The following is a 16,232-nucleotide window of genomic DNA, read 5'->3' as shown; positions in this document are numbered from 1 at the left end:
GATGGCTGAGACGGTGCATCTCGACGTGCTCCTCGTCGAGGATAACCCGGGCGATGCCCGCCTCGTCGAGCATCACCTGAACTCGCCGGCGGTGGCGCACTTCGTCGACGACGTGACGATTTCCCACGTCGAATCGCTTGCGCCGGTCGCCGAGCATTCGGAGGCGGCCTACGACGTGGTACTGCTGGACCTCGGACTCCCCGAGTCAACAGGGCTTGCGACCCTTGACCGGGCAACCGAGATCGTGGAGGGAGTGCCGATCATCGTCCTCACCGGGATGCAGGACCGGGAGGTGGCTATCGAAGCGATCAACCGGGGCGCACAGGACTACCTGCCGAAAGAGGACTTGGACGGCGACCGACTCGTGAGAGCGCTCCGGTACGCAGTCGTCAGGAGCCGCCAGCAGCGTGCCATTCAGCGACAGACCGACCAGATGGACTTCTTCAACAGCATCCTGCAACACGACATCCTCAACGGGATGAACGTCATCCGGGCGCGTGGCGAGCTCCTTGAAGACACGCTCGACAGCGAGGAACGCGAGTACGCGTCGACCATCGTCCAGTGGAGCGACGACCTCATCGAACTCACCGAGAAGGTCCGGGCGGTGCTGGAGACGGTCACTGAGGAGGGCGGGCGGGACCACGAACACCGGGAGCTACAGACTGTCCTCGACGATGCGGCGGACCGCGCCCGGTCAGTCAGCGACGACTGTACCGTTACTATCGAGCCACAGGTGGTCACTGTCGTCGCTGACGAGTTGCTCGATGACGTGTTCGGGAACCTCTTTCTGAACGCGGTCGAACACGCCGGACCAGACGTGACCATCGACGTGACGACAACGGTCAAGGAAGGCGTCGTGACCGTCTGTTTAGCGGACGACGGGGACGGGATTTCGAACAGCGAGGCCCGCCGCATCTTCGAACGTGGCGAGAAAGGGTCTGAGTCCGGCGGTACTGGCTTCGGCCTCTACTTCGTGGCCACGATGGTCCGGAGCTACGGCGGCGATGTCTGGGTCGAGGACAGCGACCTCGGTGGCGCAGCGTTTTACGTCGAACTCCCGCACGCGACTCTGTAGGGGTGGCTGCTTGTCACACCGTCATCGCTCGGGTGCATTTCAGCTCCTGAGAAACGGGTCCGAATCTTCAACTCCCGGGAGACCGAGTCACCTGCTATGGATGATCCGCTGGACTGTCCCGAGGGTAGCGACTCGGAGGAGCGAGATCGCTATCTGGCAGCTATGCAGGACCTCACTGCAGCGATGGCGGCCAGCGGGACCTCGTTTCGGGAGCGTGTCGAGCCAGTCTTGGACGTCGGTCGAGAACACCTGGGGTTTCCGAACGGGCATATCGCGGTCGTCTCCGGCGACGAACACACAATTGTCGCCAGTAGCGGCCTGTCTTCGACGATTACGCCGGGGGACGAGACACCACTTTCCGAGACGTACTGCAGACACACCCTCGACGAATCCGGGATACACATCGTCACCAACGCGAGCGAGTCAATGTCGACTGACCCCGCCTACGAGCGGTTCGGACTGGAGGCGTACGTCGGCACGACGCTTCGGGCGGACGGGGCGGAGTACGGAACGCTGTGTTTCGTCAACGACATCGAGGCGATTTCGGAGTTCTCGGACTGGCAACAGACGCTGTTCGAGCATCTCACGCAGTGGGTCGAAGCGGAGATCGAACGCGAGCTAGCTGTCGACACACGCGAGCAGAGCCAGCAGCTGTTGGAAGCGACGTTCAACTCACCGGAGACGTTCATCGGTATCCTCGACGCTGACGGAAACCTCCTCAGAGCGAACGAAACAGCGCTCGGGTTCGTCGATGCTGATGACGAAGCCATATTCGGGGAACCGTTCTGGGACACGCCCTGGTGGAACCACAGTGAGGCAGTGGCGTACCGTTGTCAGGATGCTGTCGAGCGGGCGATGGACGGTGAGATGGTCAGGTTCGAGGCCGAGCATATCGGCGCAGACGGCCAGCGGATCTCGACCGCTGTCGTGGCCCGACCAGTAGCGGTCGACGGTACCGTGCAGAAAATAATCGTCGAGGGGACAGACATCACGGATCTCAAGCGCCGCGAAGAGCAGATGGAGTTTTTCAACAGCATCCTCAGACACGACATCCTCAACGGGATGACCGTCATCGAAGCGCGTGCGGAAACGCTTGCAGACGCACTCGGCGGGACACAGGCGACGTACGCCGAAACGATTCTGGACTGGAGTCGGGATATCGTCGACCTCACACAGAAGGTCCGGAGCGTGCTGAGCACGATGTCTGACGACGGCCTGACCGAGGCAGAGACGATCGCACTGGGGCCGGTCGTCGAAGGGGCCACGAGAAAAGCGGCCTCGATGGACGAGGACTGCACACTCAAAACAGACATCCCTGACGGCATCGAGGTCGTGGCTGACGACCTCCTCGACGATGTTGTCGGGAACATCTTGACGAACGCCGTCGAACACGGCGGTTCAGGCACCACAATCGAGGTGACGACGGAACGCGTCGACTCGATGGTCCACCTTCGCATCGCGGACGACGGCCCTGGGATACCGCCCGAAGAGCGCGACGCTATCTTCGAGAAGGGGGAGCGGGGAACCGAGTCGACGGGGACTGGGTTCGGACTCTACTTCGTGTCGGTGATGGTCGACAGCTACGGCGGCGACATCTGGGTGGAAGAAAGCGACCTCGGCGGCAGCGAATTCGTCGTCGCACTCCCATCTGAATAACTACTGGGCATTTCCAAACGTTTTTGAATGAATCGGGCGTATCTCCAGTAATGCCGACAAAGAGTGCGCTCGCCCAGCAACTCGCCGTTGTCGCCGGGTTCGACAACCCACGGGCCAGTCTCGAACAGTACCGGACACCGCCGGACCTGGCAGCGCATCTGGTCCATACTGCGGACCTCCAGGACGATATCCAGGGACAGACGGTCGTCGACCTCGGCTGTGGCACCGGGATGCTGGCGCTGGGTGCAGCGCTGCGGTCGCCGGCACGGGTGGTCGGGCTAGATATCGACCCCGCACCGCTGTCGACGGCGCGCGAAAACGAGCGGAAGGTCGGGTCGACGACGCCAGTGTCGTGGGTTCGAGCGGATGCCACCACAGCCCCGCTGTGTCCGCCCACCGAGGAAACCACCGTCGTGATGAACCCACCCTTCGGCGCGCAGTCGGACAACGAACATGCCGACCGTCGGTTCCTCGAAACCGCCGCGTCCATCACGGGCGTCTCCTACTCGATTCACAACGAGGGGAGCCAGTCGTTCGTCGAGTCCTTCGCCGCCGACAACGGCGGCGAGGTGACCCACGCCTTCGAGACGGAGTTCGACCTACCGCGACAGTTCGAGTTCCACGAATCGGACCGGCAGGCGATCACCGCGGAAGTGTACCGCATCGACTGGACCTAGCTCCGCGCCGCTTGCTGGCGACGCTCCGCGATCTTGACGCGAGTGCCGTCGGTCCGTGCGTACAGCCGCGAGCGGTTCCGCTCGAAGGTCAGCCCGCCGATCCGCGCCCGCGTCATGTTCGCCGGGAGCGGTGCCTGCCCGACCGTTTCGTTCCCCCGTGTTACGCTCACGTCGAACCCGTTCTGCTGGGCAGCCACTGTCACGTTCCGCCCGTCCAGTATCACGTCCGCCGTCGACGGCTCCGAGGTGTAGGCCGTCCGGGGCTGGCCGCCCTCACGCCTGAGTTGGACCCGATAGACGCTGTCGTTGCCGAGCACCGACCAGTCCGTCCGGTTCGCGTAGACCGACTCGCGCCAGGTCGCCCCGCCGACCGTGACTCGCTCCTTGCCGTTGACCGCGAGCCGGCCCGGCTGGACGGCGGCGATCCAGACCTCACGCTCCGCGCTGGCAACGATGACACCGCTGGCGTTGACGCTCGCCCCCTCCCGCTGCGTTGGGACCCAGATGCTCTCGAAGTACGCGTTCGGGACGTTCTCGTCGTAGGTCACCACGTAGTCTCCGACCTCGATGCCGTCTTCGGGGAGCTGGTCGTCCTCCAGGTCGACGATGTTCGTCGGGACGGCGGCAAGACTCAGTGCGCCGAGGACGACGAGCAGGACCACCACTGCGAGTGAGGCCGGGCGACGATCGAATCCAGGACGGAATTCGCGGTCGGAGCCGACGGTCGACGCGGCGACGACGAGCGCCAGAACGAACACCAGTGCCGTCCCGGCCCAGCGGAACAGCCGAAACCGGCCGCCGCCAAGCGGTATGTACACCGCCCAAAGTCCCTGCGCGACGGCGAACACGAGCGTCGCAAAGAACACCCGCAGCGTGTCGGGGCGTTCGTCCCGGTTCCACAGTAGCGCGAGGGCCACGATGACGCCAGCCAGAATGCCGATGGCGTGGCCCTGGATGGCGATGTTGGACCACCACGGCGTCACGAACCGGGTCTGGCCCGAGGCCGTCGACACCGGGTAGCGAAGCGCCGAATACAGGAGGTCGAGTACGCGGTTCCCGAGAAACGCGCCGAGAAACAGCGTCGGCCGCGTCACGAGTGCGAACCCGGCTATGGCAAACACCACGCCGGAAAAGCCCACAATCGGCCCGATAGCGAACACCGCGGAGAACACGCCCACGACGAACATGGCGACGGGAACGGCCAGAATCCGGGCGAGCGGGTTCGTCCGCAGCGACGTGAAGGTCTGGACGCCACGCTTGCGGGGGTAGTGGCCCCAGACGTACTCCGCGACCGTCCCATACACCAGTGTGCCCATGAGGTTCCCCGTGATGTGCCCCTGACTGCCGTGGGTGAACGCCCCGGTGAGCATCCCGAACGGGTAGAAGTACGACCACGTCCGGAACGGCGTGACAAGCGGGTTCCGCGGGTGCCACCACGCGCCCTGCAGGAACAGATACACCGCCAGGACGCCGGCCATCGTCAGCAGCGTCCCCCACGGAACGCCGAGGAAGAGGCGCGCCCGTACGCCGTCGCCAGGTCGCGCGGCCGACAGGCGGCGGACGGCAACGAGGACGGCGAGCACCACAATGAGGACGACCGCTTCCTGCCACGGGAGCCACGCGGGCATGGCCGGCGTCGGCAGCGACTGCATCATTCATGCACAGTTCAGGTACGGGACGGCTTATGGATGGCGGCAGGTGTCACTCTCCAGCAGTGACGAACGGGGAGCGGACCGGAATCAGGCAACCGTGCCAGCCAGATACGTCACCTCAAAACAGGGACATACCGACGCTGTACGGCCACGACGTGCCGGCCACTGCAAGCAGGGACAGCGCGCCGCCGGCGAGGGCGACGTTCTTGAGGAACTGCGTCATCTCGTCCTGTACTTGGTCGTCCGGAACCGCCCAGAAGTTGTGCATCATGACGGCGGAGGCGACGAGGAACGTCGCCAGCGCCCCGGCTGCGATGACGGGGTACGCACCGAGGATAACGAGGATACCGCTGACGAGGAGCAGTCCGCCGCTCCCGTAGACCGACGCCACCGGTGCCGGGAGCCCCTTTGCCTCCGCGTAGGGGGCCATCTGCTCAGCGCTCTGGAAGTGGTTCAGGCCCATGAAGGCGAGGACGCCGCCGAACAGGATTCGTCCCAGCAGGAACAGTTCGCCCGCACCAGCGGACTCGAACGCCATCAGGCGCTCACCGCCGGTACAGGAGTGGTTTCGCTACGAGACTGTCGAACCGCGATTGGTAGTTTCATTACGTTACTTGGTTCGTATGCGAACCTATTTGTACGTTCCCGGACAAGGGAGATACCAGGTAGCACCGATGTCATCTGAAGTATTCACCACCGCGGACGAGGAGGAAGAGAGCGGGCCGTGTGCCGTCATCGAGTCGCTGGAACAGATCGGGTCGCGCTGGCGGCTGGTCGTGCTCCACGAACTCCAGAACGGTGAACAGCGGTTCAACGAACTCAAGCGCGCCACCGACGCCAGCTCCCGAACCCTCTCGCGGGTCCTCGACGACCTCCAGGAGATGGACTTCGTCGACCGGCGGCTCGAAGAGGACGCCCCCGTCGCGACGTACTACCAGCTCACGCCCAAGGGCGAATCCCTCTGTCCAGTGTTCGACGAAATCGAGGACTGGGCCGAGGAGTGGCTGGCCGGTTGCCAGAGCTGATCCGACAACGCAGACTTTTCTATCCCCCGGCCCCATCGCTTTACCAATGGGAGTACGGCCACCAGCCGATAACAGCGACGAGCCAGACGTCATCGAGTTCGGTATCGCGGCACTCGACGCCCGCCTGTCGGACGTGGACATCGAGTATCCCGCGACGGCGAGGGAGGTCCGGGACGCCGCCGGCCACATCGCGGTCCCGTTCGACGCGTCGGGCCACTCGATGACCGTCGCCGAGGCACTCGAGGAGACGACCGCCACGGAGTTCGACAACGAGCAGGAGCTACTCAACGACCTTCATCCGATATTCGAACGGAAACGGGAAGCCACCAGAAACAGTATTCTCTCCCAGCTACGCGCGCTGGTCCCGTTCTGAGCTACTCGTCGGAACTGTGGGAGGACACCGCCGGCTCTGTCTCTATGTCGCTGTCTCCGGTGTCTTCCGCGTCGCCCTTCTTGCCGTGCTCTGCGTCGCCGACCCGCTGGTCGTCGAACACATCCACCGGCCGACTACGGCTCTCGTGTGTGAGCTGGACTGCGATGTCCTCTAACCGGCGCGTCTGCTCGCGATTCACCGCCACGAGCATATCCGATAGGACGCCGAACATGAGGAGCTGAATCCCCAGTAGAATGGCGAACGAGCCGACAACGGCAATCACCTCGTGTGAGATACTGTTGACGACCCAGTCGTAGGCCACGTACGCTCCAAGTAGGAACCCGACCACGGTGCTCCCGAGGCCCACGCTTCCGAAGTAAAACAGCGGATTGTTCGTCTTCGCCATTTGGTACAGCGTCAGGATGATCGTCGCGCCGTCCCGGAACGGACGGAGGTTCGTGTCGGACTCGTCTGGTCGGGGCTGATAGGTGATCGGCACCACCGCCGTCGAGACGTTATGTTTGACACACTCGACGGCCATCTCCGTCTCGATACCGAAGCCAGACGCCGTCAGCGAACTCCGCTGGAACGACTGACGCGTGAACGCTCGATACCCCGAGAGGATGTCGGTGAGGTCCCGTCCGTGAATCGTTTCGAAGGCCCTGTTGATGATGCGGTTGCCGATCTGGTTCAGCTTCGTCATCGCGCCGGGTTGCATATCCGCGAACCGGTTCCCGATGACGTGGGCAGCCTGACCCGACAACAGCGGCTTGAGGAGCCTGTCCGCCTCGTCGGGCCGATAGGTCGCGTCCCCATCGGCCATCAGGACGTACGGCTGCTCGATGTGGCGCGTCACCGCCTCCCTGACGGCCTGCCCCTTCCCCGAGCCGGACTGTTCGACGACCCGCGCGCCGGCCGATTCGGCGATGTCCTGTGTCCCGTCGGTTGACCCACCGTCGATGACGAGGACGTCGTCGAAGCCCTGCTCGCGGAACCCGGACACGACCGACTCGATAGTCTCTGCCTCGTTGAATGTCGGCAACAGTATACAGACGTCGTCTCGGTCGGCCATTGATTCAACGTCATCCACGCGAAGGCAAATAAATGCGGGTCTGGCCGCGTGCGGATTCTGTTTTAAGTTCCCGCAGTCATCGGCAAGCAAGCGGCGACAGTCGGAAGCAACTGATAACAGCCGTGTCAGTCGTCGCGTTGCTCGCTCATGTGCTCCCAGACCTCCGCGCAGCCACAGCCGTCTTCGATGTCTGCCAGGTGATCGTCTTCTTCGGTCTGGGATGTCGCAGTCATGTTACTCACTCTGCGAGTAACTACTCACAGCCACCCACTAATAGGTTCCGGCGATGGGCGACGCGTTTTACATCCCCTGCCACACATGAGCGTGTATGAGCGACCCTGCGGACGTGTTCGACCTGGTCGGGCTGACCGAATACGAGGCGACGGCGCTGGAACAGTTGCTCTCGCTCGGCCGGACGACGGCCCCGAATCTCGCTGAAGCGAGCGGCATCCCGAAGGCCCGCGTCTACGGCGTGCTGGAGGCGCTGTCCGACCGCGGCTTCATCAAGGTGATTCCCGGTCGTCCCAAGGAATACCAGCCGAAATCGCCCGGCGAAATCCTCGACCGGGCGGTCGAGAACCACAGACAGTCATACGAATCGTTCGCCGCCGACATCGACTCCTACCGCGATGCGTTCCTCGCCGAGTACGAACCGCGGTTCGACCGCGCCAGCGAGGACATCTCGCCGACGGCCGAACTGTTCCACGTCGTCGACGTGGGTGAACCGAGCGAACGCGAGACCAGACGGCTATACGACGACGCCGCCGAGACGCTTCGGGTTATCACCAATAGCTTCGCCTACCTCGACAACGTCGAGCGTGCACTGGCCAAGACACTCGACCGTGGGGTCGAAGTCAGCGTTCTCTTCCTGCATCCCGACGAACTCCCACCGGAGAAGGCAGCCATCCAGGCTGACATCGTCGAGCGGCTGACGGCGGAGTTCCCCGCTGTCGACCTGCGGTTCAGCACGGAGAAACTCCCCTGGCGCGGCACGCTCGTCGACCCGAGCATGGACTACGACAGCGGCGAGGCGATTCTACTGGTCGAGGAGCCGGACGTTCCCAACCACATGCGCCAGGCCGCGATTACGGACAACGGGTCGTTCGTCGCCGGGATGAAGCGGTACTTCGATCTGATCTGGGAGTACGAGAGCGTCGAAACGGCCCATCAGACGTAGCCGAGGTCTTCCAGCCGCTGGTACGTCCCGTCGTCGAGGTCGTCGAAGTCCTCGCCCGTCGTCTTGACGTCGAGTTCCTCTATCGATTCGAATGCGCTGTCGACGTGTTCCGCACCGCCGTCGGACACTTTGTACGACGTCTGGGCGTCGCGGCTGACGACGGTGGCGGCGCGGTCGCGGTTAGTACAGTACTTGACAACTCCCTCACTGTCGTCTTTGAACACCGCTCGCGACGTGGCGGTCCACGGCGACAGGTCCCCGACGTACGCACCGGCGCGTTCCTGCAGCGGCTCGTCGAGGCCGACCGCAGTAGCGAGGACCGGTCCGTCGGGACAGAAGCCGGCAGTCTGTTGATCGTCGGCCCGAAGCCGGTTCACGACCCGCGGAAATTCGACCAGCGACGCGGGACGGTCGACCCGATGAGACTCGGTCTGGCCCGGATAGCGCACGATGAGCGGGACGTGGAGTACGCTGTCGTGAATCGCGACGCCGTGTTCGGCGACCCGGACACCCGGCCGAACGTCGCTCTGTTCGCCGAAGCCCTCGCCGTGATCGCTCGTGATGACGAGAAGCGTGTCATCAAGCTCACCACGCCGTTCGAGCGACGAAACGAGCCGTTCGAGTTCCGCGTCCATCTGGCGAATCCCCCCGTCGTACAGCGACTCGACCGCCTTCTTCTGCCACCACGGGCGGTGTCCGCCGTTGAAGTCCCACTTCTGGTCCTCGAAGGAAGCCTGCAACGACGACGCCTCCGAGCCCCCCCACTGGTCGTAGTCCGGCATCGGTTCGTACGGAATGTGGGCGTCCATCAGGTTGAGACACGCCGCCCACGGCCCGTCCTGTCGGTCGCTCCAGTCCAGCAGCGAATCCACGTAGACGTCCGCCGGCGTCGATGCTCTGACGCTATCCGGGAGGAACCGCTTGTAATCGGACTGGAGTTTCGTCGCCACACCGTTTGCCAGCGACCGGAGCGGCGCGTCGTCTGTCAGCGCGAGTCTGACGAACTCCGCGTACTGTCCCCGTCCCTCGTTCGAGACAAACTCGTGGGGGTTGACTGCGCCCGGGAACGGGACGTTCCGCGCCCCGACGATCTCGTCAAACCCGTCCCGGAGTCCGACATCGACGGCCGTCAGCCAGTCATTTTCGGTGAACACGCCGGTGCTGTACCCGTCTTCTCGCAGCTGTGCGAAGACTGACGCCGACGGGTCGAGCCGATGCCCCGCCGAGACGATACCGTGTTCTTCGACGTGCAACCCGGAGAAAATGCTCGCGTGGCTCGTGACGCTCCGCGCACCAGGCGCTCGGGCCTGCTCGTACAGCGTCGCCCGCTCTGTGGCGAACGAGTCCAGAAACGGCGTCGTCTCGTTGACGTGGCCGTAGGCGCTGAGGTTCTGTGCACGGACGCTGTCGAGGATGACCAGCAAGATGTTTGGATCGCCCGACATGGCTACATATACCCGAGATCTTCGAGGTGCTCTTTGACTTCCTCCCCCGACCGGTCGCCGTCGTCCGACGCCGTCACCTGCGGTGTCGACGTGTGGTCTGTTTCGTCGAGTTCGGCTTCGATAGCCGCCCGGACGTCGACGACACTCTCGATTGCGTCGACCATGGCTGCGTCGGTCCCCGCAACCATCGCCTCATCGGTGTGGACGCCGTCCTGCAGACCGTGGTCGCTGACGAGCAGTAGCTCGTCGTTGTCACCGAGGTCGTCTCGAACCTCGCCGACGAACTCGTCGAGTTCTTCATAGGCGCGGTCCTGTAGAGACGGTTGTTCGTACGCAACGTGGCCGATGAGGTCGAGCCCGCTCGTGTATGCAAACACCAGTTCGTGTCGCCCACCTCTGAGCGCCCGACGTGCGCGAGCGAGGCGAACCATCGACATTTCGAGGCACTGCTCGTAGAACAGCGCCGGGTCTGTCGACGAGTGGCCGCCTTTCGCTTCGAGGTCGCGCTCGAAGAGGTCGCCGAGGTTCCGCCGGAGGCTGTGTTCGCGGTCCTCCGTGTCCGGGTCGATGACGTAGTTGGGGATGCCGATTGGAGCCGCCTCCCGGCCGTCGAACACTGTCGACAGGCCGTTCTCCTCGTAGTAGGTCGCCGGGATCCGGAACGCGTCCTGTTCGGTGTTGTTCAGTAGCCACGCGCCGAGACGCGTCTGCAGCCCCGACGGGAGAAGGTAGTCCGCGGCAGCACTCCCGAACCGGAGGACGGGGTTCTCCCAGGCAACGCCGTCGTCAAGCGTGATGCCGTGTTCCGGGGGCCTGAGCCCGGTAATGATCGTCGGCCAGAGTTCGTGCGTGCTGGGGCCGCCCTCGACGCTCCTGATCGTCTCGATAGCGTGGTGGTCAGCGAGCGTCAAATTCGGATGTGCCGTCGAGTCTACTAGTTCCGGGTCGAGTGCATCGATACCCAGCACTACGAGGACCATATCTACCCTGAACGTCTCAGTCGACGGCTTAAGACCTTTCGATGCACGCGATAGACGGCGGTACGACCTTAGCCAGACAGCGAACGGTACAGGTCGAGGTACTCCTCCGCGATTTTCCGCCAGTCGTACTTCTCCTCAACACGGTCTCGTGCCTGTCTGGATATCTGTTTCGTGAGTTCGTAATCGGAGAGCAAGGTGGTGACGGCGTCTGCGATTGGTTCCGGTTCCTCTGTCGGAACGACAAAGCCCTCCTCCCCGTCGCGGACCATTTCGTTTGCTCCAGAAACATTGGTAACGACCACTGGACAGCCGGTCGACATGGCTTCCAGACGGACCATGGAAAAGCCCTCTGACCGAGAAGGGTGGACGAAGGCACGTGCTCGGGATAAGTGTTCTCGGACAATAGACTGGTCAACATACCCGTGGAACGTGACGTTTTCGTCTAGATCGAGATGCTTGACCTGAGCGACCAATTCGTCTTCTTGCGGCCCGTCACCAAAGACGTGGAGCTGGACTTCGGGATATTCCTGCTGGATTTGATCAAGTGCTTCGATCAAGATATCATAGCCTTTCCGTTCCCGAAGGCTACCGATGGCCACGAGTTCATGTGAGTCGTCCGGTTCACTGTACTCGAAGACGTCCGGATCAACGCCCAGCGGGATCGTCCGGAGCTTCGATTCGTCAACGAGGTCAGCATACATCTCGTAGGCTTCTTGATCGACAACCACAATTCGGTCTGCGGCGTCAAGCGTTCGCTTGAACAAATCCATCCGAGGTGGATCAAGGATTACATCGCGAGTCGCGTCAACAATTGTGTGAAGTGGATCGGTAAATGGCCTCGGAAGGTTTCTCCCTACCCAAGAAGAAAGCATCCGATTGAATTCCTCAGCCATGATGGCATGCCCTGTTTGGCACGGTCCAACGACGACAGGAACATTGTCATGAAGCTCTGAAACGAGGATTGGATTGAACCACCTGTAGCTGAGATTCATGTGGTGATATATATCAACAGATCCCTCCCGAAGTTCTCTTAAAAGTCTATAATACAAATAACTATAGAACGAGATCCTGTTAGAGCCCCCAAGCGGATACACAGTAACGTTTTCCGGTCTAAGAGTATCAGAAACTGATCTCGTGTATATATCGACAGTAAAATTATCGTCGTACAGGTTATTCAGGAGATTGTAACTCTTCCCGTATTCGTTGTTATGAATGTCTGTTTTGGTCGGTCCGATGAGAACTCGCGGCATACTGATGGTGGGAGATGGGGGAATTAACAGTTATTCTTGTCGTCTCTCTACTAGCCAGATAGCCATGGAGTGTATTCAGATATGATTATCACTTATAACCTAAGGCTTCAAGTTGCGATTCACGGGCAGGCTTTTGATCATCTCCGCCGCTATCAGAGACATTATACTCAGGGGTATATTCCTCAGTATCTATCCCGTCTAGTGTAATCCACGGGACCTCTCTTACAGCACTGACCGGAACTCCTTTCGGGTGGCCATATACCCCGCATTCACCTTTTGCATTGCCGTGGTCAGCGGTTAGAGCGATGGAGCCATCAATAGACGTTGAGAGGATACTAACTTCTTCCAGTATCCACTCTAGGTTGTCAATATATGCAGTCCAGAAGTCATCGTGCGAAACGGTGCCATCACAGAGGCGCCACCAGACTTTGCTACCGAACTTCTTTGTGCCCTTGAATTCACGAAACCACTCTGGTCGCGACCGGAAGGGTGCATGTGGTTGCATGTAATGAACAATCATTCTATCAACGCCCTTCTCGTCGCGTTTTCTCCAAGTGTTAATCGCGTGATTAGTCAGTTTCCGAGGCGAAACCGTCCGAATATCATACTCCGTACTGGCGATCCCAAAATGAGTGAACTCTGAAAACTCATCGTATTGTATCTGGTCCGTATATGGATTGCCTGTGATATATGCGGTTTCTTGGATCTCTGCTGAATGTCTTTCATTAAACGTTTTTTTGATCCATTCAGAGCTGGTACCGCCGACTGACCAGCGCGTCTCGAGTTTGCTATCAGCAAAAAGAGATTGATAAGAAGTTCCCTGTATGATTTCTTCCATGGCATCAGCCCTGCATCCGTCCAAGATGACCAATATATCCCAGTCTTCGTCCCAAACCACCTGCCCTTCCTGTTGCTTTGGAGCGAATCTCCCGAGCAAGCCGGCCCATAACTTTCTGAGTGCTATCTCGAGATTCTTTGGAGAAGGATCTGATTGTAGGCGGTCCACTGTATCAAAAAACCAATCAGAGAAGCTCATCTGTACTGTGTTGATTTGGTGGTCGAATGAATGTTTTGAAATGGCACCCTGTCCAGGCCCGGATGATTAAATACGGTACAATTGGAGAGTCGAGTTGAGAGACAATATCTAGCATCGCTAAGAACCCTCGTTGTTTTAATAAGGACAGAATAATAAACATATGGAAGAAATCCACAGATATCGATGGATATCGACCGGTCAAGTGTTGTTATATACGCCAGTAATATCGTACTGAGTCTAATTGGTTTTGTTGGAACCGCATATTTTGCTCAAACTCTCGGAGGAACGGTTCTTGGAATCTTTTTCACCTTTGATGCGGTCACGAGCGTGTTGATGACCGGAGCGCGGCTTGGAGTCGATACAGGGATAGAGAAGCGAATCAGCGAAACGACAACTCAACAGCGTGGGTCGTACTTGACTGCAGGATACCTCATAACACTCGCTCCAATTGTAATTATGTCTCTCGGATTGTTCGTACTTGAAGGCTATGTAGACGAATACATTGGTGTGGCGGCCGTACCCTTACTGATTGTATTTATTATTTCCAGTACCGGGAGATGGCTTACCGGAGCAGCCCTTCGTGGTGAAGGGCGAGTGGCGCTTAGCTCTCTTATCGAACTCTTTGGTGAAGTAATTCGTATAGTAACAAGTATCGCGCTAATCATAGCCGGGTTGAAGATATTTGCTCTGTTATATGGTGTCTTGATTGGAGTTGTCGTGAAGTTTGTCATATTTTACTTCGCCTTATCAAGTACGCTATCTATCCCAACTTGGGAAACTGTCAGAGACCTCTGGAGTTTCTCGAAGTATACATCATTCAATAGTGTGAGTTCCCTAGCATACAACTGGGCAGACACGCTCGTGTTGGCATACTTCGCGTCAAAGACCGCTGTTGCCGTATACGAGGCTTCTTGGAAGGTCAGTGTAGTCGCAGTAATGGCTAGCCAAGCCCTAAGCCAGGCAGTGTTTCCATCTATCAGCGAGTGGGCGTCACGCAATGAGTACAGTCGCATTGAAACGGCCCTAAGCGAAGGCTTCACATATGGTCTCCTGCTTGTCATCCCCGCCGTAGTCGGTGTAGCGATACTCGCCGATCCATTCATGCAACTCGTCTATGACTTCGACACGGGTGGGTTAATCCTCATCCTCCTGATGGCGGAGAAGTTGTTGCAGGCCCCGAGAATCCTGATCCAGCGGACGCTCACGGGGATCGGCCACCCGAATCTCGTATTCCGGACGGCAGCGCTGACCCTCGTTGCAAACGTTGTACTCAATCTGTTACTGGTCCCGGAACTCGGATCGTTCGGTGCAGCGGCGGCAACAATAACGACAGTCAGCATCGCGCTCGTCATTCAGATCGCGTATCTCCGGCGGTTCATCACTGTGACAGCAAACTGGCGGGCGCTCGGAAGGCAGACGGTCACAGCGTTAATGATGGGCGCAGTGGTGTACGCGGCGTCAACCATCTTCCCGCCATCGACGCTTTTGAAGCTTGGTGGCTTAGTCGCACTCGGCGTCGTCGCGTACGGTCTCGGCATGGCAACGGACCGCGAAATCAGAGAGCGCGTGTTACAGATGGTGTAGCGCCTACCGATTGCACGCCACAAGTATCGACCTGTACCGCTCGCAGGCCGCCTCAAAGCTGTACTCGGTATCGATTCGATCGCGTCCGTTCTCGCTGATGCTGTCGAGGTCGTCTCGGTCCAGAATATCGAGTATTGTCTGTCGAAGCGCCGCCGGCTCCCGTGAATCGAGCAGGAAGCCGGTTTCGCCCTCGCGGACAACGTCTGGAACGCCCGAAACCGGCGAGGCCAGTACCGGCGTTCCGCAGGCCAGCGCCTCCAGAATTGTCGTCGGTAGTCCCTCCGTCGGCTGTGACGGCAACACGAGCAGCGAGAGATCGTTGAGTTGATCGGGTACGTCGTCGTGATCAACCCAGCCGGTGAGTTCGACTGCGCCACGTTCGATTTCAGACGCGAGTTCGGTTTCCAGCCACTCACGGAGGTCACCGTCGCCGATGAACCGGAACGTCACGTCACCAGGTAGTTCCGCGGCGACAGAAGCGAGTTCCCGGATGCCCTTCTCTTCGTCGAGCCGTCCGAGGAACCCAACGACGCGGTCGCGGTCGGCGTAGGGCTGCTGGACGCGAAATTCGTCCGTCCGGACGTAGCGCGCCCCCATCGGATACACGGTCGGGGATTCCGGATGCAGGTCCAGTTGGCGGGCCATCTCGGGCGTGTACGTGATGACCCCGTGAGCCGCGGCGAAGCCGGCTCGTTCGAGTGCACGGACGGCACCGGCGAGCCCGGCAGCCACCGGGTCCGGCAACTGCTGTTCCCAGTTCAGCCGGAGCGTCAGCGGCACGTCGCCGCGGGGTTCGACGAGAACCGTTTTACCGAGCAACCGAGCCGCGATAATGGGAAGCAGGTACGACGTTGCGCCGAAAAAAAGGACTACGTCTTCGTCACGGTCAGCAATAACGCGACACATCCGGAGTTGGTTCAGCAGGAACCGGACGGCGGCGGTGACGACGGAGTCGCCCGCGCCTTTTCGCGTGAGCTCAACGAGTTCGTGCCGGTCGCGAATCTCGGAATCAGCCGGCAGGTCAGCCGTCACGAGCGCGACTGATGTCACAGCCGACAGGATGTCGAGTAGGCTTCGTGTGGCGTTCTCGCCAGCAGCGGCGAGGGGATGGGTCACGACGCAGACGCTCTGGAGCGATTCGTCAGTCATAGATGCCACTTTCGCCCAGTGTCACGGGTGATTCGCTGGCTACCCTGTAGTGTCCGTGGGTGGAGAGAACGGGTCCCGGGG

General features: G+C 60.4%; 15 protein-coding genes. 7 read left to right on the top strand and 8 right to left on the bottom strand.

Translation table 11 applies throughout. The features are described from left to right. Position 1 precedes the first annotated feature (1 nt). The 3 genes from HAH_RS05940 (at position 2) to HAH_RS05930 (ending at position 3,408) form a co-directional block, all read left to right on the top strand. Positions 2-1,075, top strand: coding sequence for a hybrid sensor histidine kinase/response regulator (locus HAH_RS05940; protein ID WP_014040098.1), 1,074 nt, complete (start codon positions 2-4; stop codon positions 1,073-1,075). A 96-nt stretch (positions 1,076-1,171) separates the two neighbouring features. Continuing rightward, a complete protein-coding gene (locus HAH_RS05935; protein ID WP_023843216.1) occupies positions 1,172-2,731 on the top strand; it encodes a sensor histidine kinase in 1,560 nt (519 codons plus the stop codon). 50 nt (positions 2,732-2,781) lie between these two features. After that, entirely contained in the window at positions 2,782-3,408 is a 627-nt protein-coding gene (locus HAH_RS05930; RefSeq protein ID WP_008309681.1) for an METTL5 family protein, read from the top strand. Here HAH_RS05930 and HAH_RS05925 read toward each other — a convergent pair. Both HAH_RS05925 and HAH_RS05920 read right to left on the bottom strand, forming a co-directional pair. Further along, positions 3,405-5,063: a rhomboid family intramembrane serine protease gene (locus HAH_RS05925; RefSeq protein ID WP_014040096.1), complete on the bottom strand. Its 1,659-nt coding sequence runs from the start codon at positions 5,061-5,063 to the stop codon at positions 3,405-3,407. The genes HAH_RS05930 and HAH_RS05925 overlap by 4 nt on opposite strands. Before the next feature lie 115 nt (positions 5,064-5,178). Continuing rightward, positions 5,179-5,598 carry a DoxX family protein gene (locus HAH_RS05920; protein ID WP_014040095.1) on the bottom strand — a complete coding sequence of 140 codons (420 nt, stop codon included), beginning with the start codon at positions 5,596-5,598 and terminating at the stop codon, positions 5,179-5,181. Positions 5,599-5,734: 136 nt separating this feature from the next. Between HAH_RS05920 and HAH_RS05915 the strand changes: the two genes are divergently transcribed. After that, positions 5,735-6,085: a winged helix-turn-helix transcriptional regulator gene (locus HAH_RS05915; protein WP_014040094.1), complete on the top strand. Its 351-nt coding sequence runs from the start codon at positions 5,735-5,737 to the stop codon at positions 6,083-6,085. 46 nt (positions 6,086-6,131) lie between these two features. After that, positions 6,132-6,458 carry a hypothetical protein gene (locus HAH_RS05910; protein WP_008309691.1) on the top strand — a complete coding sequence of 109 codons (327 nt, stop codon included), beginning with the start codon at positions 6,132-6,134 and terminating at the stop codon, positions 6,456-6,458. A gap of 1 nt (position 6,459) precedes the next feature. On the opposite strand, the gene aglJ is transcribed toward HAH_RS05910, so the two are convergent. After that, positions 6,460-7,530 (bottom strand): S-layer glycoprotein N-glycosyltransferase AglJ, encoded by a 1,071-nt coding sequence (aglJ, locus tag HAH_RS05905; RefSeq protein WP_014040093.1) that lies wholly within the window; start codon positions 7,528-7,530, stop codon positions 6,460-6,462. 328 nt (positions 7,531-7,858) lie between these two features. On the opposite strand from aglJ, the gene HAH_RS05900 reads away from it, so the two are divergent. Next, on the top strand, positions 7,859-8,707 hold the full coding sequence (locus HAH_RS05900) for a TrmB family transcriptional regulator (protein WP_014040092.1): 849 nt from the start codon (positions 7,859-7,861) through the stop codon (positions 8,705-8,707). On the opposite strand, the gene HAH_RS05895 is transcribed toward HAH_RS05900, so the two are convergent. From HAH_RS05895 to HAH_RS05880, 4 genes are all read right to left on the bottom strand, one after another. Then, positions 8,698-10,152: a sulfatase gene (locus tag HAH_RS05895; protein WP_023843215.1), complete on the bottom strand. Its 1,455-nt coding sequence runs from the start codon at positions 10,150-10,152 to the stop codon at positions 8,698-8,700. The two genes, HAH_RS05900 and HAH_RS05895, sit on opposite strands and share 10 nt — an antisense overlap. 2 nt (positions 10,153-10,154) lie before the next feature. Then, positions 10,155-11,132, bottom strand: coding sequence for an alkaline phosphatase family protein (locus HAH_RS05890; RefSeq protein WP_014040090.1), 978 nt, complete (start codon positions 11,130-11,132; stop codon positions 10,155-10,157). A gap of 68 nt (positions 11,133-11,200) precedes the next feature. Next, positions 11,201-12,382 (bottom strand): glycosyltransferase family 4 protein, encoded by a 1,182-nt coding sequence (locus tag HAH_RS05885; protein ID WP_044951784.1) that lies wholly within the window; start codon positions 12,380-12,382, stop codon positions 11,201-11,203. An 88-nt stretch (positions 12,383-12,470) separates the two neighbouring features. Beyond that, positions 12,471-13,418, bottom strand: coding sequence for an alkaline phosphatase family protein (locus tag HAH_RS05880; protein ID WP_023843214.1), 948 nt, complete (start codon positions 13,416-13,418; stop codon positions 12,471-12,473). Between the two features lie 183 nt (positions 13,419-13,601). Here HAH_RS05880 and HAH_RS05875 point away from each other — a divergent pair, with 183 nt between their 5' ends. Continuing rightward, positions 13,602-15,002: a flippase gene (locus HAH_RS05875; RefSeq protein ID WP_023843213.1), complete on the top strand. Its 1,401-nt coding sequence runs from the start codon at positions 13,602-13,604 to the stop codon at positions 15,000-15,002. 3 nt (positions 15,003-15,005) lie between these two features. On the opposite strand, the gene HAH_RS05870 is transcribed toward HAH_RS05875, so the two are convergent. Next, entirely contained in the window at positions 15,006-16,151 is a 1,146-nt protein-coding gene (locus HAH_RS05870; RefSeq protein WP_044951781.1) for a glycosyltransferase family 4 protein, read from the bottom strand. Positions 16,152-16,232: the final 81 nt, after the last annotated feature.

This window comes from Haloarcula hispanica ATCC 33960, from assembly GCF_000223905.1.
Taxonomy (GTDB): domain Archaea; phylum Halobacteriota; class Halobacteria; order Halobacteriales; family Haloarculaceae; genus Haloarcula; species Haloarcula hispanica.
The sequence above is the reverse complement of the archived record's forward strand: the minus strand, read 5'-3'. Positions and strand labels throughout refer to the sequence as shown.